Source organism: Cyclobacterium sp. SYSU L10401, from assembly GCF_010993705.1.
In the GTDB taxonomy this organism is placed as follows: Bacteria; Bacteroidota; Bacteroidia; order Cytophagales; family Cyclobacteriaceae; genus Cyclobacterium.
Map to the genome: position 1 here is coordinate 292,693 of NZ_WOFO01000005.1, position 22,837 is coordinate 315,529.

The 22,837-nt window shown below is 45.6% G+C and carries 10 protein-coding genes and 1 other RNA gene; 5 read left to right on the top strand and 6 right to left on the bottom strand.

Features of this window, described 5'->3' with window-relative positions; translation table 11 throughout:
• Positions 1–63: 63 nt before the first annotated feature.
• A complete protein-coding gene (locus GL182_RS14370; RefSeq protein ID WP_163380366.1) occupies positions 64–744 on the top strand; it encodes a DUF4290 domain-containing protein in 681 nt (226 codons plus the stop codon).
• The gene (gene murA / locus GL182_RS14375) at positions 744–2,051 is read left to right on the top strand and encodes a UDP-N-acetylglucosamine 1-carboxyvinyltransferase (protein ID WP_163380367.1); all 1,308 of its coding nucleotides are present in this window, start codon (positions 744–746) and stop codon (positions 2,049–2,051) included. Before GL182_RS14370 ends, murA begins: the two co-directional genes overlap by 1 nt.
• Positions 2,052–2,056: 5 nt before the next feature.
• Here murA and GL182_RS14380 read toward each other — a convergent pair whose 3' ends face one another.
• The 4 genes from GL182_RS14380 to GL182_RS14395 form a co-directional block, all read right to left on the bottom strand.
• Positions 2,057–3,082, bottom strand: a complete 1,026-nt coding sequence (locus tag GL182_RS14380) for a type IX secretion system membrane protein PorP/SprF (RefSeq protein WP_163380369.1) — start codon at positions 3,080–3,082, stop codon at positions 2,057–2,059.
• Positions 3,083–3,122: 40 nt separating this feature from the next.
• Positions 3,123–12,779: a gliding motility-associated C-terminal domain-containing protein gene (locus tag GL182_RS14385; protein ID WP_163380370.1), complete on the bottom strand. Its 9,657-nt coding sequence runs from the start codon at positions 12,777–12,779 to the stop codon at positions 3,123–3,125.
• 437 nt (positions 12,780–13,216) lie between these two features.
• Positions 13,217–13,783 (bottom strand): DUF3109 family protein, encoded by a 567-nt coding sequence (locus tag GL182_RS14390; RefSeq protein ID WP_163380470.1) that lies wholly within the window; start codon positions 13,781–13,783, stop codon positions 13,217–13,219.
• A 192-nt stretch (positions 13,784–13,975) separates the two neighbouring features.
• Entirely contained in the window at positions 13,976–16,438 is a 2,463-nt protein-coding gene (locus GL182_RS14395; RefSeq protein WP_240469841.1) for a TonB-dependent receptor, read from the bottom strand.
• Between the two features lie 214 nt (positions 16,439–16,652).
• Between GL182_RS14395 and rnpB the strand changes: the two genes are divergently transcribed.
• Together rnpB and GL182_RS14405 are read left to right on the top strand one after the other, a co-directional pair.
• Positions 16,653–17,056: RNase P RNA component class A (rnpB, locus tag GL182_RS14400), an RNA gene on the top strand.
• A gap of 33 nt (positions 17,057–17,089) precedes the next feature.
• The gene (locus tag GL182_RS14405; protein WP_163380371.1) at positions 17,090–18,247 is read left to right on the top strand and encodes a sigma-54-dependent transcriptional regulator; all 1,158 of its coding nucleotides are present in this window, start codon (positions 17,090–17,092) and stop codon (positions 18,245–18,247) included.
• A gap of 179 nt (positions 18,248–18,426) precedes the next feature.
• Here the strand turns inward: GL182_RS14405 and GL182_RS14410 are convergent, their stop codons facing one another.
• Entirely contained in the window at positions 18,427–19,422 is a 996-nt protein-coding gene (locus GL182_RS14410) for an acyl transferase (protein WP_163380373.1), read from the bottom strand.
• 76 nt (positions 19,423–19,498) lie between these two features.
• Between GL182_RS14410 and GL182_RS14415 the strand changes: the two genes are divergently transcribed.
• Entirely contained in the window at positions 19,499–20,170 is a 672-nt protein-coding gene (locus GL182_RS14415; RefSeq protein WP_163380374.1) for a hypothetical protein, read from the top strand.
• Positions 20,171–20,186: 16 nt separating this feature from the next.
• On the opposite strand, the gene GL182_RS14420 is transcribed toward GL182_RS14415, so the two are convergent.
• A complete protein-coding gene (locus GL182_RS14420) occupies positions 20,187–22,601 on the bottom strand; it encodes a thiamine pyrophosphate-dependent enzyme (protein ID WP_163380375.1) in 2,415 nt (804 codons plus the stop codon).
• Positions 22,602–22,837: the final 236 nt, after the last annotated feature.

Below are 22,837 nucleotides of genomic sequence, written 5' to 3' on the forward strand. Positions count from 1 at the left end.
GACTGGCTAATACATATTTTTTAGTATATTGACAAAAGTTCAGGAAACTTAAATGCAGGTATCATGAGAGACAGTGAAAAGCCTAAAAGCAAAGTTATTTTGAAAGAATACGGAAAAAACATCCAGAAATTAGTGGATTACGTCAAAACGGTTACTGATCAGGATAAAAGGACGGAATATGCCTTTGCCCTGGTGGAGCTGATGAAACAACTCAATCCCCAGCTAAAAAGTGAAAGTGACCAGAAATTATGGGACGACATGTACATCATGTCTGACTTTGAACTGGAGGTCAATGGCCCCTTTCCCATGCCTCCCAAAGAACTTCTCGGCAAGAAACCCAAACCGGTAGGCTATCCTGAGGGTGAAGTGAAATTCAAACATTACGGCAGGAACATAGAAAAACTCATCGAAAAAGCAATCGAAATTGAGGATGATGAGGAGCAGGAAACAGCCCTGATCTATATCGGACAGCTGATGCGAAGTTTCCATTCCACCTGGAACAGGGAGAATTTTGATGATGCCATCATCTTGGATGATATCAAAACCCTTTCTAAGGGTAAGTTACATATCGACCTGGACAAGGTTAAAGAAAACGGACTTTTTGAAACCAGCATGAGAAGGGATTTCAAGAGCAATGTGACTGCCACCACCACATCCAATTCCAATAACAGCGGAGGGCGACGAAATTATAGTGGGGGAAAAAGAAGGAACAACAACCAAAACAGTAAAAAAAGAAGGAATTAATGGCGTCATTTCGGGTAAAAGGAGGCACCCAACTCAAGGGTGAGATCACTCCTCAGGGGGCAAAAAATGAAGCCCTGCAAATACTTTGTGCAGTATTGCTTACTTCCGAGGAGGTCATCATCCACAAAATTCCCAATATTCGGGATGTAAATAAGCTGATTGAGCTACTTTCTGCGATAGGAGTGGATGTGGAGAAAAAAGGACCCGAAAGTTATTCCTTCCGGGCAAAAAACATCAAGCTTTCCTACCTGGAAACCAGCGAATACCTGGAAAAAGCTTCAGGTCTGAGGGGATCGGTTATGCTTTTAGGTCCGCTCCTCAGCAGGTTTGGTAAGGGAAGGATTTCCAAACCTGGGGGGGATAAAATCGGTAGGCGGAGAATGGACACCCATTTTACCGGCTTTCAAAAACTGGGAGCAAAGTTTCATTACGATTCCAAAAAGGGCATTTACAAAATTGATGGCAGTCAGCTGAAAGGAACCTATATGCTCCTGGATGAAGCTTCTGTTACAGGCACCGCCAATATCATCATGGCTGCAGCGATGGCCAAAGGGAAGACCACCATTTACAACGCAGCCTGTGAGCCTTATATACAGCAACTCTGCCTGATGATCAACAGCATGGGAGGCAAAATCAAAGGCATCGGGTCAAACCTCCTGGATATAGAAGGTGTGGAAAGCTTGAAAGGCACCACCCACACCCTTCTTCCGGACATGATAGAAATAGGCTCATTTATCGGACTAGCAGCCATGACCCAATCCGAAATCACCATTAAGGATGCCAGGGTAGATAAACTTGGCCTGATTCCGGAAACTTTTCAACGCCTGGGAATAAAACTTGAAATCAAAGGAGATGATATCTTTATCCCCGCCAGTAAACATTACGAAATAGAGAACTTCATAGACGGTTCCATTCTGACCATTTCTGATGCCATATGGCCTGGATTCACTCCGGATTTGCTCAGCATTGTGTTGGTAGTGGCTACTCAGGCCAAAGGAACCGTATTGGTGCACCAAAAAATGTTTGAAAGCAGGCTGTTCTTTGTGGACAAATTGATTGACATGGGTGCCCAGATCATTTTATGTGACCCACACAGGGCAACGGTGATTGGATTGGACAGGAAATATGCCCTCAAGGGTATCAGAATGACCTCTCCGGACATCAGAGCGGGCGTGGCCCTTTTGATCGCCGCCTTGTCTGCTGATGGGACCTCCATTATAGATAATGTGGAGCAAATAGACCGTGGCTACCAGTATATTGACCAAAGGCTCAATAACCTGGGAGCAGATATTGTCAGATTTGATTAAATCCCCTAAAACCTGAAACAAGGTATAATCGTGCTCCGCTTATTCCTCTCTTTGGGATCTCCATAAAGGAAAGAATACCGTATCGAAACTTCGTGTGCACCTGCTGAACTCCCCAAAGTGAGTTTGGAAGAGGTGAAATCATAGCTGTACCCGATGTCTATGCCGTTGTTGAGCACCAGTCCAAGCAAGCCAACAATGGATTCATTATTGGGAAGTTGGTATTTGACCGGAAACCCCCTGTACCAAATCCCCAATATGAGGGGTTCGATAAAAAGCTGGGCCCCGAGATCAAGTTGATTAAAAGGATCCTGGTGTTTGTAGTTAAATGCAAAGAATGCGGACCTTTCCTGCCTGGTATTGCTGTAGTAATTATTGATCATCCCTTCCCCCAAATTAAACTTGATACCCCCATGCGTGGAAAGTTTCATGGGAAGCTTGCTGATATTCCCATCTATAAAAGAGGTATTGGGTTCTGATAAGTGATGCCCCGAAATTCCAAACCAAAACATTTGGGTATGGAAAAGCATACCGAAATTATAATCCAGGAAATTGTGTTTATAATCGTGCACAAACAACTCTCCGCTAAAATCATCAATATACCCCCGTTCAATATCCAGTTGAGAGCCAAATATCAAATCCCCAAAATAGGCATCCCTGGCAATAAAACTAGCCTGACCCCCAAATCTCAAATAGGTGTCAACACCCAAATGAAGCTTGTAAGAATAAGCTAACCCTACCTCATTGGTGCTCAATCTGGATTGACTTTCCCGGGTTGAATTGAGAATCAGCCCAATACCGGAATTGATATCAAACATGTAGTGATCAATATAGGCCGAATAGGAAACGAAGGAGTGATCCAAACCCGGCCATTGATTCCTGTAATTGGCCCCTATCCGGGTGAGCTCGGTTGATCCTGTAAAGGCAGGGTTCAAATAGAGGGGCGCTGCATAGAATTGGGAATATTGTACATCCTGTCCCCAGGAAAGTCCCCAAGCCATTAAAAAGACAATAAAAACTCCAAACTTTTTCATTTCTGCCAAATATTTAGTTGATTAAAAAATATATTTCCCCTTAGTAAATCAGCGTAAACACACCTGTTTTAGTCCCTGCCTCTCCATCTACAGAAACATAATTGATTTTATACACATAATTTCCGTTGGGGCTCATCTTGCCATTCAATCTTCCGTCCCAGCCTGAATCTTCCTGACTAAAGGAAGAGTACACCAATTCTCCCCACTTATTGAAAATATGCATTTCAAAATCTGTTATGCCCCTTAGCTTGGGTAAAAAGCGATCATTCAACCCATCGTCATTGGGTGAAAAGGCATTCGGAATCAGTATCCTGTAGGAGGCCACCACTTCCACTGTGCGGCTGGTTTCCGAAACACAACCCAGTACATCAAAAGTGGTTAAACTTATGGTGTAGGTGCCGGGTTTGGAATAGCTATGGATGGGATGTTGGTCATTGCTCTTACTGCCATCCCCGAAATCCCATTCCCAGGTAAATACATTTCCCAGGGTTTGGTCTCTGAATTGGACCGGATCATTGACAAGGATTTCACCTTCCACCCCGGTAGATATTACCGTATATAAGAACTCAGCCTCAGAAAAAGCCAGGGGCATGGTCACCACCTCAGCCACTTCAATGCTGCATCCGCTTTCATCGGTAACCCGCACCTCCACAACACCATCCTCGAAAAACTGGGTTTCCATTACATTCTGGTCTCCGGTATTCCACGAAATTTGGTAGGCTTCGCCGGTTCCTCCGTTAATTTCAATCCAGGCCTCGCCTGTTAGCACTTTAAGCTCACAATCCACATCAAACCTGGTGAATAGTTCCACCTCCAGGGGAGCCGGCTCCTCTATTACAATGGTGTTCACCTGAGTACAATTGTTGTCATCGGTCACAAGGACAGTGTAACTACCTGCTTGAAGGCCATTTCTGTTTTGCGTACCCAGCTCCGGAGCATCACTCCAGGTAATCCTGTAGGGCTGAACCCCTCCGGTGATTTCCAAATTGATGAATCCATTTTCATCGCCATGGCAGGCAAGCATTTCTGTCTGTGATATGGTCACATCAAGAAGTTCGGGTTCAGCCACCGTATAGGTACCCCCTGTAGAACAGCCCATCCTATCGGTAACCATCACAGAATAGGAACCCGGCTCCAGGTTACGGATATCCTTGCTCGTCGCCCCATTGGACCAGGCAAAAGTATAAGGAGCGGTTCCTCCACTTACTTCAAGAAAAATACTCCCATTACCATTGCCCTGGCAGTCTACATCTGTTATGGTTTCATATACATTCAGGATTTCCGGTTCACGGACCTGATAGGCAGCCGATGTGACACAGCCTGCCTCATCGGTGATGGTGGCAGTATAGATGCCTGGTCCTAGACCCGATATTGACAGTTGGTCCTCCACCCCATTGCTCCAGGCGATCTGGAATGGGCTGGAGTCTGGCTGAATGCGGATGCTAATGCTTCCATCCCTGGCACCAAAACAGGATACACCCTGTATGTCTTCCAGACTGACATGCAGGTCCCTTGACCGGATGATTTCTACATCCCTTCTCACCACACAACCTTTTGCATCCGTCACATCCACGCTATAGGTGCCGGGGTTCAGGTTCTCAATGGTGGAAGTGGTCGCTCCATTGGACCACAAAAATGAATAAGGTGCCATCCCTCCGCTAACCGTCACGCTGGCTTCTCCCCTTTCATTGACGCTGCAAACACCCAGTTTACCAGAAATGGACACATCCATCGGAGAAGAAGGCGGAGGCACCTCAAAAGCCTGAATTACGGTACAGCCCATGGCATCAGTAACAGTCACCTCGTAATTTCCAGGTGCCATGTCATACAGGTCTTTTGCGGTAGCTCCATGAGACCATGCGTACTGGTAAGGAGCAGTACCCCCGCTTACCTCCAGATTTAAGGTTACCACATCCTCCACAAAACACAGTTCGAAAGTTCCGCTACCAGACACGGTCAATGCTTCCTCAGGCTCTTGGACCTGAAAAGTATAGCTATCAAAACAAGATTGCCCATCCAATACGAAAGCGGTATATTGTCCTGCCCGCAATCCTGATATGGCTGTCCCCGTCATGCCATTGCTCCATTGAACACGTGGCTCACCGGTACCCCCGGTAATTTCCAGGTCTATGGCACCGTCTGCACCCATTTTACAGGAAACATCAGTTATGGTGGCTGCTACCCCTACCGGCTCTGGCTCTTCTATCACAATACTATCTGTCCACAAACAGCCCTTTGCATCCCTTACCTGCACCTGATATGCTCCCCCACTTTTGTTGGAAATAGAACTGGTAATTTCCCCTGAAGACCAATTAAAACTGTATGGGGCAGTCCCCCCTGAAACCACCAGGTTGATACCGCCTCTCTCCTCCCCGGCGCAACGCACATCCGTTACCAAAGGAACCACCGATAAGGGAGCTGAAGGTTCTGATACTTCGTATTCCCTTTGAATAGTGCAACCATTGGCATCCTCGATCAAGGCCAGGTACCTGCCTGCCTCCAAATTTTGTATGGACAGTCCGCTTCCTATTTCCAGACCAGTAGCAAGGGATTCCCACCTGACAGCATAAGAACCGTTTCCGCCACTTATATCCAGCCGAATCTCCCCGTCATTGCCCCCAAAACAACTAACAGCTTGTACATCTGCCTGCACCAGCAAAGCATCCGGCTGGACGACCAATACCTGATCCCTAATCTTACAACCATTGCTATCAGTGACTATAATTTCATAATTCCCTGGCGCCATACCTGTTCTTTCAGAAAGGGTATTGCCGTCTGACCAGCGGTATTGATAAGGGGCTGTACCACCTTCCACCCGCAAATTAACTGCTCCGTCATTCGCAGTATAACAGCTTACATCCTGTACATCTGCATCCAGCTGCAGCGGTAAAGGCTCTTCCACAACTACCTCCTGAGGAGCAGAGGTACAGCCATTGGCATCCATTACCATTACCTGATAGGTATTGGCAGCTAACCCATTGACCACCATGCCCGGGTATTGGATTCCGTTGATCACCAAACGGTAATCCGGGTTTCCGCCGGAACCTGTGGCCGTAATTTGGCCATTCTGCGAACCGGTACAGCTTACATTTTCCACAGCAAAAGTAAATTCCACTGGCTCAGGTTCCACCAATACATATTCCTGGGTCAGGAGGCAGTTATTTTCATCCCTTACCTCCACCCGGTAACTTCCGGCACCAAGCCCTGAAATATGCCTCCCGGTGCCCAGCTCTTCATCAGCTGCATTCAACCACCTGTAGGTGAAACTTCCTGTCCCACCGGAAGCCAGCACGCTGATGGAACCATCTTCCCCTCCAAAACAGCTGACATCCATTGCATTTTCGGTGAAAAGGTTTAAAGGATCCGGCGATGCGATGCTAATATCTTCCTGCCAGCTACAGCCTGCATCATCTACCACCTCAAATGTGTATACTCCGGTAGCCACTCCGGAAAAAGTAAGGTCTCCGGCAAGTGCCAGTGTCCTTTCTTCCCCGTTAAAGTTAATCCTGTATGGGGCAGTTCCGCCACTCAGGTTCAGACTGACCGTTGCCTCGTCTCCATGACAGGCCAAGTCCTCAGGAAAAATGACCTGCCCTTGCAAGGGAGCTGCAGGTTGTCCTACAGTTATTGAAATGTCTTCAGACCGGCAGCTGCCATTCATGGCAAACGCGGTGTAGGTTCCGGCAGTTAATCCACTGATGTCGGTTCCGGATACTTCCACTCCATTAAAAAATATCCTGTAGCCTGATCCGGTACCCCCCGAAACCAAAAACTCCACTCCACCATCACTGCCTCCAAAACAAGAAACAGCTTCACTGACGGCGTCCAGTTCCACAGCAGCAGGTGCCTCAATTTGCACCGTATCGGTCAGGTCACCACAAGCCCCATCTGCAATGGCATACCGGTAATAGCCCGGTGCTACATCCAGCAGCAGGGTCTCGTCTTCAAGGGAAGGCGAGGGTGCAAAGTCTATCCCGTCCGTAGAATAGAACCAGGAAATGCGATATGGCTTCAACCCACCGGTAATTTGAAGGTCTATGGTAGTAGTTCCTCCAAAGCAGCTTATGGCCGGTGCCGTGACGGCTGCCTGCAAGGGCAGGGGTTGCTGCAAGGTTTTGGATGGAATATCCAGTATACAACCATTGGCATCCGTTACCTCAAAATCGTAGGTCACATCGGCCATTAGTCCTCCAATATGGAGTACTTCATCTTCAGTTGTTGCATAGGTATTCCCATTCACCACCACGGTATAGGGTGCAGTTCCTCCTTCCAGAACCAAAGACAGGCTGCCGTCTGCAGCTTCATAGCAACTCAAATCCTGCCAGGAAAAGTCCTTTAATGCTAAAGGAGCCGCCGGTTGTTCTACGGTGATAAATACTTCTTCGGAAACACAACCGCTGATGTTGTCCTGCGCATAAACTGAATAGGTCCCGGCCTGAGCCATAAAGCTGTCCCCAAATACCTGGCTTCCGTTGACAAAAAAAGTAAAGCTATCCTTTCCTGGCGAACTGGCTGAAAGGATAACCTGTGCCGTCCCTCCATAACAGGAAATCGCTTCAGCAGAAAAGTTGATATCAATCTCGTTTGCGTCCTCAATGGTAACTTCCTCTGAGAGCAACAAACAGGAAGAGGCATCCGTCACAGTATACCGGTACTCGCCGGCTTGTATACCGGTGAGGTTACGGTCGGTTTCCGGAAGGATTTGCCAGGAACCGGCAGAAGGCTCAAACTTTTCCCAGGTATATACATAGGGCAGGGTCCCTCCTTCCACTGTAAGTTCCAGGTAGGTAGTGCCCCCGGCACAAAGGACCAACCCTGCTTCTAAATCTGCAGTCAAAAGGTCCGGTTGGGTAATGGTAATGGTTTCTGAAATGGTACAATTATCATTGTCATCCCAAACTTCCAATGTGTAGGTTCCTGATAAAAGGCCTGAATAGTCATAGGTTTCATTGGCCTCTAATCCCACCAATGGAATCCCGGTTCCTCCATCCGGAGTAAGCACTGCCCGGTAATTGGGTCTTCCCCCATTTATTACAAAGCTCAGGGATCCTGAAGGATCTCCATAACAAGTGACTGGAATCACCTCCAGTTGCTCGATGGCGAGCGGGCTATCGGGTTCAGTGATTTCAATTACCTGTGGTTCGGATTGGCAACCCCTATTGTCCTGCAGCCAAACCTGATAAAAACCAGGATTCAGATTGAAAAATGAGGTTTGACTTCCCTGGCTCACCCCGTTGATCCAAACAGAGAAGGTCCTGCCAGCCTGCACCGAAGGGGATAAAATTTCCAAGCTGCCATCGGAAGCTCCAAAACAAGAAATATCCTGCTGGCTGCTGGTAAAGGTCGGAAGTGTGACAGCCTCAACTGTAAAATCTCCTTCCAGCAACGGACAGGATGAATCCTCCAACTGCCAGGAATAATTACCGGGTTCCAAATCTTCGAAGGTATAGGTACCGGAAATTTCATCATCATGGCTCATGAGGTAGCCATTGGAGCCGCTCACCGACAACCTTTTTCCGGGATTTCCTCCACTAAACGTAATGGTAAACAAACCCAAATCACCGTTGCAAACGGGTTGATCCAAATCAGTATCATGAATGATGGGCTCAGGGGAGGTGATGACATAATCAGGGGAAGTAACGGTGCATCCTCCGGAATAGACTATTTCCATAAAATAAGTCCCTGCTATCAGATTCCCCAGGTTACTGTCCGCCACAGGACTTTTTCCACCCACAGCCGTTTCCCTATACCATTGTACCGTATAAGCGCCTGTGCCTCCGGTAACGCTATAGGTAATGGCTCCATCATCTTCTCCAAAGCAGGAGACATGTGCGCTTACCTCCGCATCAAAAACAGGAGGGTCGGGTTCATCTATGGTAATGACATCAAAATCCTGACAACCTGAAGCATCATCTACCCTAACATCATAATCCCCTGCTGGTAAACCTGCTAAAATTGATCCTGAAGCTTCTTCCCAAACTCCACCATTGAGCACATAAAAGGTATAGCCGGGCACTCCTCCGGAGGCAGACAGAAAAATAATCCCGCTTTCTCCTGGACAAACCGCATCCTGGGAATTGGTTACCAATTGTAAGGGGCTACTGGGGCCTGGTACATTAACCGTGGTCGTGACGGTACAATTCGCCCCCGTACTGTATTCTATCCGGTAATACCCGGGACTCAGTCCGGAGACTTCATCCTGATCCTCTGCCACTACTGTCTCCGTAGACAATTCCACCCACCTGCTGCTGGCCGTCAGAGGGTCCCCACCAGTAAAAGATACGGATACCCTTCCGTCATCCAACCCACAACTTGGAGCCATTACCTCATCCACCTCAATTTGAAGGGCTTCAGGTTGGTCAATTTGTATGTTATCTAATCTAAAACTACAGCCATTGGCATCCCTCACAGTTACTCCATAGGTCCCTTCCCCCAGATTTGTCGGGTTTTGATTGATAAATCCATGGTCCCAATCAAAAAAATATACACCTGATCCCCCTGTTACTTCCAGGCTGATCTGACCGTCGTTCCTTCCGAAACAAGAAACATCCTGTCTGTCTATCAGATTCACCTGCAGGGGATCAGGAGCTACCAGATCCACCTCCAGGGTAGCTACACAAGTATTGGCATCCTGAACCAATGCCCTGTAAGTCCCCGATCCGATCCCTGAAAGGGTCAAGGATGATCCGGGAATGGCTACAAAGACACCGGGAGAAACAGCTTTTTCCCAACTTATCTGATAGCTGGGCTTACCTCCACCTACCTGTATTTCTATCCGTCCATCTTCCGAATCATGGCACTTTGGACTTACTTTATTCAATAAATTAACAGCAACAGCAGATGAAGGCTCACTGATCAGGATATCAGTCAATTGTTTCCAACACCCATTTTCATCGGTAACCCTTACCTGATACAGACCGGCTGCAAGAGAAGAAGGGTTTTGCTGGTCAGATGTAAAACCATTCGGGCCCTCCCAGGCAAAGGTATAATTGCCTGTTCCTCCTTCCACGGCAATGCCAATCGCTCCTGTACTTTCTCCATAACATAAAACATCTACAGGTTCTCCATCCAGGCTTAATTCCAGCTCAGGGGTTTCTGGAATTATAAAGGTCTCCTGAACCTCGCAACCAGCCTGATTCAGGTCTGTCACCTTTAAAAGATATTCTCCCGGGGACCTGTTGGTTAAATTTTCATCTGTAGCAATGACAGTGGCCGGATCGGATGCCAGGAACCATTCGAAACCCAGGCTCCCGGAACCTCCACTGATATCCAGATGTATGCTCCCATTTCCCTGTCCATAACAGGAGGCTGCCTGTATGTCTATATCAGCTATCACAATGGCCGGAGGTGCCAGAATATCAAAGTTGATGTTCGGAACGGTACATCCATTGGCATCTGTTACCACTATAAAATTATCTGTAGCCGCAGCCAAACCTGTAAGCTCTATCGGACTGCTTGATGTTGATTGCTGGGCTCCTCCGTTTAAGGCATAGGTGTAGGGGGCGGTGCCTCCGGTAACGGTAAAGCTTATCGCCCCATCTGCACTGCCAAAGCAACTTACATCAGTGACCAGGGGATCACCTACCTGTAATGGATCCGGCTCATCTACCACAAAATCTCTGGAAATGGCACAATCATTCTCATCCCTAAGGTTCAACCGGTAAGTTCCACCTGAAAGGTTGTCCAATGAAAGTCCGGACGCTCCAACCAATTCCTGAAAAGACCCGCTGATTTCCTTTTCCCATTGGTAAGTGAGGTTTCCCGTGCCTCCGCTTGCCGTAATTCCTGAAATCGCCCCGTTTTCCGCACCGGTACAGCTTACCGGTGTGATGGTCAGATTGTCTTCATTGATAATCAACTCATCGGGAGCATCAACGGTAACAAAAGTAGTCACATTACATACCGATGAATAAGCCACTTGTACTTCATGTTGGCCTGCCGCAAGTCCTTCAAAAAGCAAGTCAGTGCCCGTTTGTACCTCCCCGTTTACTGTTACTGTATAGGTGGTGGAGGCATCAAAAATCTGCACCCGTATACTGCCGTCAGCAGCCCCGAAACAGGTTGGCTCAGCAGGGGTATAGCTGATGTCCGGTGCATCGGGAACAGGCACGTCAATGCTAAAGGTGCGCTCACAGCCTTCCTCGTCCTGTACAGTCACCACATTGGTTCCAGCCGGAAGCTGCGTGGCCTCAGGGCCTGTCTCTCCGTTGCTCCATTCAATGCTGTAATTTCCCCAGCCCCCCTGAATATCAGAAACCCTGGCTGAACCATCATTGGATCCCACACAGGTCAATCCCGAGAGCAGGGTGATATCCCCGGAGATTGCCTCTGCCGGCCCATCAACGGTAACATCCAGATCAATGTAACAGCCTCCACTGTCCATAACCCTGACCGAATAGTCTCCGGGAGAGAGTCCGGTAGCGGTTCTGCTGGTCTGTCCATCACTCCACAAGTAAGTATACCCACCCCAGCCTCCAGATCGGTTGACGGTAGCGGTACCATCACTTGCCCCAAAACATATTTCAGGAGTACTACTCAGGCTGGCAGTTAGGGCCGCGGGGGGAGCTTCAATCTCTACGGTATAGGTCAGGGTACATTCCGGATAATTATCCCCGCCGTGTCGTACAATCACTGTATGTTCCCCGACCGAAAGTCCTGTAAAATCAGCCTCTCCGGAAAAAGCACCGATGGAAACCTCCTCCCCTGTGACCACCAGGTTGTTTGCGGGGTCCAGAATGTCAACTGTTATTTCATCAGGAGGATAGGCAAACCCCATAAACAGCCTCTCTGCTTCCAGGTGAATGACCCCATCCGAATCGCCAAAACAGCTGATAGGTGAAGTAGAAAGCTCCATCTCCAGAAGCTGTTCGTTGGCTATGTTAAAAACCAACTCCTCCGGGCAATCCTCCAACCTGAAATCATCAATAACTTCCAATACGTAATCACCTGCTTCGAGCTCATCATACCTGACCTGACCTGCAGGAGCTGTCAGCCATCCTGTGGCATAGCTACCATTGGCTCTTCTGATCCTGAAAGCTACCTCTCCTGAAAAATCAGCAGCATCAAAAGTCACTCCGCCATTGGCCTCACATGTTTCTGGAAAAGTACCTGCACCCGTTGCAGGTGCCAGGGTCAATGGCTCAACCTCATCTATTTCTACGGTGGTCAATTCCTTACAACCGGTAGCGTCAATCACTTCAACCAAATAGCTCCCCGCCGGAACTCCGTTCATATCGAGGGTTCTTCCATTAAGAACGGTGGTCAAAACAAGCGCATCACTTTCATCAAAAAAATTGATGGTGAAAGGAGCAATTCCATTCTCAATGGTACCATATACCTGACCGAATGTTTCTCCTTCGCATTCCTGATTTTCTTCGTAGAGAATATTTAAAATGAAATTGGTGCTTCCGGAGAAATTAATGGTTTCGGAATAGGTATTTCCCTCACTGTCAGTCACAGTCAGGTTATAATCCCCACCCTGCGCCTGTTCAATCGTGCTCATGTCACTTTCACCCAGATCTGCATCTGTTTGAACAATGTTTCCATCAAAACTCCACACGTAGGTGTAAGGGGCCACTCCGTTTCTGACACGAATAGATGCCATTTTTTCGCATTCAGAAAAAACAAAGACATCCCGGATAATCGGCGCAGACCACGCTTCTTTCACACCCGATAACCAGAAAAGGGCAATCAACATGCAAATTAAGCTATTTCGATAGTGGTTTAACATAGGATATGGTGAGGATTTCTATTGCGAATGCCCGCCGGCCAAGATCGATCTACGCATCAATAGCAGGCAAACCAACTCGTCAGATAAACTCATTTATTTTGATCCCTATTTATTGTATTATGACCTAAATTAAAGGTATTTTATTTTTTGATATTAAGTAATATACACTTTACATATATTAAATTATATATTATAAAATATAATTACTTTAAGTAATAAATAGAATTATCTGGTATTTACAAAGGAGTTGGAGAAAAAATAAAAACCCTGATTCTCAAGATTTTCAATGCCTTATAAACTTTACAAAAAGTTTTAAAATAGATTTTATAAAAAAGTACAAAAAGCTTTATAAGAAATTCAAAAAGAAGCCGTTAAAGATATACTAAAAGGTTAATCAAAAATTACTATTGTGCTTCAATTTCCTTTAAAAAATCCTGGTACCAGGACGCACCATACTTTCTTACCAAAGCATCTTTTAAAAATTTGTATAAGGGGACTCCCAGAGATCTTCCCAAATGGCAGGCTGGATCACAAATCTGCCACCTGTCATAATTCAGGGCATCATACTCATCGTATTTTGTAACTCTAATGGGGTATAAGTGGCAGCTTATGGGTTTTTTAAAATCCGTTTTACCTGCATTATAAGCCTGCTCTATACCGCATTTCAATATCCCCTTCTCATCTTTGATGGCATAGGCACAGGCCCCATTCTTACCAATAGTAGTTGTCCCTTTTTCGTTTTCCTGATCGATTACCCAGGTTCCCTTTTGGCTTACTGCAGCCCTCCCTTCATGCGAAATAAATGGTGCGATGGAGGAATATTCTTTTTCCAGAATTCCGGTCTCTTCATCGGTCAGGGGAGCACCTGCATCCCCTTCCACACAGCAGGCCCCCTTACATTTTTCCAGGTCGCAAACGAAGAAATGATCCTTAATATCATCACTGATTACTGCTTTACCGACTACTATCATTACTTTTTTTTGCAAAGTTAGTTTTTTATTTCATCCCTCACAAAAACGACCTGTTCCCTAAAAGGAAAATCAGGTCAAAACACAAAAAATGCCGCCCCCGAAAGGAGACGGCATAACCCAGCACTATGAAGAAAAGCTTGTAAAAGCCTTACAATAAATAAACCAGCGAGACTTGAGATTGTTTTGAATTAATCAAAATTTATACTCATAGCCCAAGGTGATCAACCTGGGTAAGCCCACCCTGATGCCTTGAGGCCTTCTGCTTGCTATGTACCTTTCGTTCGCCAAATTCTTTACTGAAATGTTAAATCGGCTGTTCCATTGGCTGACCTGATAGGCCAACATGCCATCCAAAACAACATAGGAAGCAATTTTTCCCGATCTTCCATTGGCTGAGGGTTCGATTGAATTGACCTCATCAGTAAATTGGTTACCAACATAATTACCTCCCAACCTGAACAATAACCCCTCGTTGGTTTCAAAAGTCAAGGCAGAATTGATCATCCACTCCGGGGCATAGGGGGTTCTGTTTCCCTTAATGTTCGATTCTCCCTTAAACCTGTCTTCAGAAAAAATGGCGTTTACATAGGCCAGATTTAAATCGTAGTTCAATTTAGTCCTCTTTAGACTGAACAACCGGCTTAAATCGACCAAAAAAGCAGATTCAACTCCCTGGTGAAGGGTAGCTCCCCCATTGACTACACCAAAGCCCATTCCTCCCGAGGATTCTGATACTGGAATGATTTGATTGCTAAAATCCATTCTGAAACCGGTCATTTCCAAATACATCCAGCTGGAAGGTTCAGCCCTAAAACCAAGCTCAAAATTCCAACTTTTCTCTGCTTCCAGGTCCAATACATCTCCTGTTGAAGTTATCGCATCCTTTGTTCTGGGAGGGGCGTAACCCTTGTGTATACCCCCATAAACGTTAATGTGCTGTAATGGTCTGTAGTTAAACCCTAATCCCGGAATTACCTCCATGATATTATTTTGAGCCAACAAGGAAGTATCCCTTATTCCAATTTCGGGGAAATTTCTCCTAAAAATATCCCTGGCATAATTAAAGCTTTCCATTCTCAAACCGGCACTCAGTTCAAATTTTTCGGTCAGGTTGATTTTATTTTGGGCATATGCGCTAAAGGCATGGCCCGTGCGGACTTCATCTTCCACCAGATCACCGCTTTTGACGCCTGCTTTGGTGCCATTGATCCTTTGCTCAAATGCCCTTTCATACAGAATTCTGGCTCCAAATATTAAGTCATTTTCCAGGTCAAACAAGTCATGAGCCACTTCCAGTCTCGGCTCAAAACCTACCACTTCAAATTCCCTGTTCCTGTTACCTGTTCCATCCCTCATAAAAATGGCTCCTCCGGGGATTGCCATGTCTCCCCACATCACTCCTGTCCAATCAGAGGGCGCCTGGTTGTCGTTATTGATAGAGAAATCCTGGCGATTCCAATTCCTGGTGGTTTTGTACCCATAAGCAATGCTTCTTAGTTTAATTTTTTCACTGATCCTGTATTGATGGCTAAAACTCAATGAATACCTGGACACCCCCAGGCGGTCATCAGGGGCAAGCCTGGTAAAGTCCATCCCTCCCTGATCATACATCACCTGGTTCAGTCCTATATAAGTGGAATTAGAGGACTCGTCATATACACCGACTTTCATTCCCAATTCGGATTTTGCGCCAGTATCAAACAAAAACTTAGCGTTCAAGTCGGTAATATCAAAGGAAGTAGGTCCGATATCGTCGGCCCGCTTCCTTAATAAATTCACCTGAACCCCTGTGTTTCCAAAAGTATTGCCATAATTCAATAAACCACTAAAGAATCCGCCCTGTCCTCCTTGTATCCGGATAGCACCTTCCTCTTCCAAAGGAGGGCTGGCCGTGATGTAATTTACCACTCCACCTATGGTTTGGGGGCCATACAGGATTTGTCCAGAGCCTATCAAGATCTCAATGCCTGCCATGCGGTCTATGGCAGGAGAATAATACATCTCTGGTTCTCCATAGGGTGCCAAAGCCACGGGCACACTGTCCTCCATCACCAACACAGAACGACTTCTATCCGGGTTCAATCCCCTGATCCCAATATTCACCCGCATACCCAATCCTTCTTCGTCTACCACATGAACTCCCGGAGACCTTCGCAATACTTCATTTCCACTAATCGGTTGAATCGTTCTGATTTCCTTTTCATCAATGTAGGAGACCGAACCCGGCACCCTGCTGAAAACCCTGTCTTTATTGGATATGACAGAGATTAGAGGCATTTCAACACCGATTTCTTCAAAAAACAGGTTTAATTCCTGTGCTTCCCCACCAGAAATGGCTATTTCCTTATAAATGGGCTTGAAACCAATGGCTGAGATTTTAAGCGTATAATCACCATTTTCCAAATCAAATATCTTAAAGCTGCCATCTACAGCTGTTAAAGTTCCTTTCACCGTCCCTATTACCTGAATGTTCGCATAAGGAATAGGTTCTCCTTCATCCGATTTTACCGTGCCTTGAATCACAATCTGTCGCCCATTTTCAGGGGTGGTTATTGAAAACCCATGAAGGCAGCTTACCACAGAAAAAATCATGGCCAGGAAGCACCTCCCGAAACCGGACATCCTATTGCTTGAAAGTAAGCGTATGCTGTTCATCTAAAAAACCGTTTATAGGCAGTTTTATTTGTTTTTATTTAGACTGTTTTTTAATAAGACAAATGTATGCCTTGTTTAAATTCAATCCGAATAAAGCAGAAGCCAATCCCTATTGTAAAATCAAAACATAATTATTTTTCAATAGTAATAATCTATCAAATAATAAAAGCAGCGGAATTTGGGATTAATGGCCATATTTCATTTATTTTTGCACCGTGCAGGCTGGTTTGTCGCTGTTCCTTACCAGATAAGGAAAAGAGGAAAGTCCGGGCAACATAGAGCACCATACTTCCTAACGGGAAGGTATCCTGCCAAAACCAGGATAACAGCTAGTGCCACAGAAAATATACCGTCTCTTTTTCGGCATATGCCGGCTTAGGGATAAGGGTGAAATGGTGGGGTAAGAGCCCACCGGGTAACGGGTGACCGGTACCGCATGGCAAACCTTATGGGTTGAAAGACCAAATAGGCTTCGGTCCAAGGGCTGCTCGTCCAATCCCGGTATCCGGGAAACCGAAGTGGGTAGGTCGTTAGATCTTTTCTGTGAAGGAAAGACCAGATAAATGGCAAACGCTTCGAAAGAAGACACAGAACCCGGCTTACAGGCCTGCACATTTTATTATTTACAAAAAAACGGAAAGCCAGTAAAACATGCCCAAAATATTGATAATTGACGATGAAAAAGTCATCAGGTCCACCCTAAAAGAAATTCTTGAATATGAAAAATATGAGATTTTCGAAGCCCAGGATGGGGAGAAAGGTTTCGACATGATCAAAAACGAGGAATTTGACCTTGTCCTTTGTGATATCAAGATGCCAAAAATGGATGGAATTGAGGTGTTGACAAAGGCAGGCGAACTTGCCAGGCAGCCTCAATTCATCATGATATCGGCTCACGGTTCTATCGAAACGGCTGTTGAAGCCACCAAAAAGGGGGCCTTTGATTTTATCCCTAAACCCCCCGACCTGAATCGCCTTTTACTGACGGTAAGAAACGCATTGGATAAAAAGAACCTGGTGCAGGAAACCAAGGTCCTGAAAAAGAAACTGTCCAAAAAACTGGATATGGTAGGTAATTCTGAAGCCATTAACATGGTAAAGGATACGATCGAAAAGGTTGCTCCTACAGATGCCAGGGTGCTGATCACCGGGCCAAACGGGACTGGAAAAGAGCTTGTGGCCCATTGGGTTCATGAAAAGAGCAACCGGGCAGCTGCGCCGTTTATTGCCGTAAACTGTGCTGCCATCCCCTCCGAATTGATCGAAAGTGAGCTTTTTGGTCATGAAAAAGGTGCCTTTACCTCTGCCATGAAGCAGCGCCAGGGTAAGTTTGAACAAGCCAATGGGGGAACCATTTTTCTGGATGAAATCGGAGACATGAGCCTTTCCGCCCAGGCAAAGGTATTAAGGGCCCTTCAGGAGCATAAGGTGAGCCGGGTAGGCGGTGACAAAGACATCAAAATAGACGTAAGGGTCCTGGCTGCTACCAACAAAGACCTGAAAAAGGAAATTGCTGAAGGGAATTTCAGGGAAGACCTTTACCACCGAATCAGCGTTATCTTGATCCAGGTACCACCCCTCAGGGACAGGAAAGAGGACATTCCGCTTCTGGTAGATAAATTTTTGGGTGACATCGCTGCAGAATATGGGACAGCCAAAAAGGAGATTGATCCCCAGGCCATCAATAAACTTCAGGACTTTCCCTGGACGGGAAACATTCGTGAACTAAGGAATGTTATCGAAAGACTGGTAATCCTTGGTGGGAAAAATATTTCCGCCGATGACATCAAAAAGTACGCCGATTACTAAACCCTATCGTATCATCCCCTCACTTCTACATCCGAAGTCTTGGCATAAGCCGGACACGGCTTGCTGGAAGCACAAGAAGACAATATCAAAATCGCACCTGCCACCAAAATTGTCATTATTGTTTTCATAGTCATAAGATATTACGCTCAAATATGTATAATTAGTATTTAAATACAAAATTAATTTATCATTAAATTACAACCCCTGATTTCGCTATTGTCCATCCTTCCCAATACAGAAAAACTTCCGTCAGGGTTTTTTCTTCCCAAATCCTGTGTTTCAATAAACGCACAGGAATGTACATTTGCCAGGTCTATGATGTTGATGACACCAGATCTGTCATTCACCATATGAAAAGGGTCGTAGGCATCTCGTATCAGTACCCGAAGACTTGGTGTTTCCCAGAACTTACCCTCTCCGGGTGAATAGGCCTGCGACATCAACTCCGTCATCCCGTACTCGGAATGAATGTTTTCCAAGTAGAATGCTTTTTTCAAAGTTTCGTGAACCTCTTCTCTGATCATCTCTCTTCGCCTTCCCTTCATCCCTCCTGTTTCCATAATGATCAAATGGCTACAATCCAACTGCCCGGATAGCTTCTCTGCAAGATCCAATAAGGCAAAAGTAACCCCTATCAACAAAACTTTCCTCCTCCCTGACTTAAGCAAGCTGATTTTTTCTAACAGGGCTTCATGCTCATTCAGGTAAAAGCCGGAATGCGCAGACCTGCTTTTGTCGATAAAAAAGGCAGCCATATCTACCAGGGAACTACCCTCTCTTTCCATATAGGAGGGCAATAAGGCAAGAACGTGAAAATCCTGCAGGGAACCATACACTGCTTCAAACAAGCGCTGCGCATGGGAAAGATAAAATTCCTTGGACCAAATATAATGCCTGCTTTGCTGCTGACCTGTGGTACCACTGCTGGAGTAATATTGATCAAACTGATCTTCAGGACCAGAAACTATTTTATCTGACTTGAAAAAAGAAATCGGAAGAAACGGGATATCTTCTATCCGGTTAACATTTTCAGGCTTAACCTGCCTGGCTTTGATATATTCCCGGTAGATTTTATTATTCCTGGATTGAAAACGGAACAGTTCAAGTGCTGTCGTCGTAAAATCCCCGATTTTACCTGAATTTATTTTTTCGCTAAAACTTTTAAAATAATTCATCGTTATTTTATGGTAAAACCTAAAATTTGATCATTTTTACAGCTAACTGATCCAAAGGTAAAATTACGGATTACCCATGAAGTTAAAAAATCATTATATCATCATCCTGCTCATCCTGTCCGTCTGGGGAGGCTGTATTTCTCCGCCCGATGATTTCCCCAGCATTCCGGATATCAGCTTCAACAACATGGAGTTTGTACAGGCCTCAGGAGCGGACTCGCTGATCCTCACCCTCAATTTCCGGGATGCAGAAGGGGATTTGGGGTTAAATGCCAGGGATTTATTTCCTCCTTTTAACGAACTTAACTATTTGACGGATGAACAAGGCAATTTCATTACCTACAGCAACAGGCCAGACGATGCCCCCAGTTTCAACAATAGAGATTGGGTCATTTTTCCGCTGATCAATAATGTAGAGATTGAGGATACCCTTTGGGTTTCAGAAAACGAAGATTACTACAATATTTTTGTCAAATTCTTTATAAAAAGGGGAGGTAATTATACCGAATTTAAATGGTCAGATCCACCTTACTTCACCACATTCAACGGCAGGTTTCCACGAATGCTTGAAGAAGAACGAACACGTGCCATTGAAGGGCAAATTCGTTACTCCATGCTTTCCCTGGGATGGAACAGTATTTTTCGAACAGATACCCTAAGGCTAGAACTGCAGGTACAGGATAGGGCGCTTAACAGAAGCAATGTAGTGACCACACCCGATTTTACACTTTCTCAGATAGAAAGGTAAGTTAAGTAGTATTGTCTCAATAAATTGCTGGAAATTTAGTCGGATTGGCCTCGTGCATGATGCTGTACACTTTTTCTACCACATCATCCACGCTGGGTTTTGAAAAATAATCCCCATCAGAAGAATAGGCAGGCCTGTGCTCTTTGGCAGAAAGGGTTACCGGCTGTGCATCAAGATGAAAATATGCTTTCTGGCCTTCAATTACCTGCTGCATCATGAAGGCGGATGCCCCACCCGGCACATCTTCATCTGCAAAGATCACCCGATTGGTCTTTTTTATTGAGGTGGAAATTACCTGATTTAGATCAAAAGGCACCAAGGTCTGAACATCAATTACCTCTACTGAAATACCAATTCCAGCCAATTCCTCTGCAGCACTTTGAACAATCCGGCACATGGCGCCATAAGTCACCACCGTAATATCCTCTCCCTCTCTGAGAATTTCCGGATGGCCTAAAGCTATCTTGAATTCCCCTATATTTGCAGGCATTTTTTCTTTTAACCGGTATCCATTTAAAACTTCAATCATGATGGCGGGCTCATCGGCCTCCAACAGCGTATTGTACATTCCTGCAGCCTGCGTCATGTTTCTGGGGACACAAAGCAATATCCCCCGAAGACTATTTAAAATCATTCCAATAGGAGAGCCTGAATGCCAGACACCTTCAAGGCGATGACCTCTGGTTCTGATGATCAGAGGTGCCTTTTGTCCTCCTTTGGTTCTGTAGTGCAAACAAGCCAGGTCGTCTGAGAGGGTCATCAAGGCATAAATCAGGTAATCCAGGTATTGGATCTCAGTAATGGGCCTTAAGCCTCTGAGTGCCGCACCGATGCCCTGCCCAATGATGCTTACTTCTCTGATTCCTGTATCTGTGACCCTCAGTTCCCCATGCCTGGCCTGCAGACCCGCAAAAGCCTGATTGACATCTCCGATTTTACCCACATCCTCCCCTATGGCAAATACCCTGGAGTCTCTGGTAAGCATCGCATCAAAACAGGCTTTCAAAACTTCACGACCATCCACCATCGGAGATGGATCTGTGTACTTTACGGAAACAGGAGCAATGGCAGCAGATCTTTCACTCGATTCACTATACTGGTGACTCGAGTATCGTTCCAGGTTCAATTGTTTTTGAGTACGATACCATTCCTGAAGTTTCGCTTTAATTTCCGGCGGCTCATTTCTAGCCAAAACCAATGCCTTTCTGACTGAACCGATAACATCCATCCGCACAGGATTAAGCATCTGCCGTAAATCCTGCGCCAGCTGACTCAATTCATTTTTACATGAGCTGTGGCTCGCCAATTCCCGGATCAACTGCACGGCTTCATCCAACTCTTTTTTAATCGTATAAGTAAATGCCTTCCAGGCTTTGTCCTTGCTCTCCTTTACCAGTTGTTTAGCGGCCTCATCAATTTGATCCAGCTCGTCCTTGCTGGCAATATCATGACTTAAAATATACTCCCTAAATTTTACCACACAATCATGCGCTGCCTCCCAGGCAAGCCGCTCCTTACTTTTATACCTTTCATGGGATCCGGAGGTGGAATGGCCCTGCGGCTGGGTCATTTCTGTGACATGAACCAATACCGGTACATGCTTTTCCCTGGCTAGTGTAGCCGCCTTTCGATAGGTGGCAACCAAAGACTCATAGTCCCATCCCCTGACGACAAAAATTTCATATCCTTTTTCTTTGTGATTTCTCCTGAATCCTTCCAGGGCAGCGGAAATACTGGCCTTGGTCACCTGAAAATCATTGGTGACTGAAATACCATAATCATCATCCCAAACTGAAATCACCATGGGTACCTGCAAAACTCCTCCGGCATTGAATGTTTCGAAGAACATCCCTTCAGCCGTGGAAGCATTTCCGATGGTACCCCAGGCTACTTCTCTACCTTTGTTGGAAAAAGTCTTCATACCATGCAGCTCTCGATTTTCCCTGTACAACTTGGAAGCATAAGCCAACCCTAATAATTTTGGCATTTGGGCTGCAGTGGGAGAAATATCTGCCGTGGAGTTTTTCATCTCCATCAGATTTTTCCAGGAACCATCCTCATTGAGGGACCTGGTAGCAAAGTGCCCATTCATCAAGCGGCCTCCGCTGGCAGGCTCTGCCTTCACATCCGTATGGGCGTAGAGCTGTGCAAAATACTCCTGTAATCCCAATTCCTCCATGGCAAACATCAGGGTCTGGTCCCGGTAGTAACCCGACCTGAAATCTCCCGGTTCAAAATACCTGGCCATGGCCACTTGTGCCAATTCCTTGCCATCTCCGTAAATTCCGAATTTGGCCTTCCCCATGAATACTTCCTTCCTTACCGTCAATGATGCATGCCTGCTGATCATCACCATTTTGTAATCAGCTAAAATGCACTTTTTATCTAAACTCACTATACTTTCTTCAGTCAATGTGGATAAGGATTCCATATTCTTTAATCAAACTGGTTTCTTTGTTTCGACTTACCATGGTTTTCAAAAATACACAATTTTTGGACTTATCCCAATTTTTAAATGCATAAAAAATCAATTAAAAACAATAATATTTTGATAATATGATTTATATCATTTAATTCAGAATTAAATTTTTTAAAAATTACTTATCCCATATAAAAGCCCATTAACTACCTGGCAATAATTATTATACTTTCATCTCCGGTCAGCAG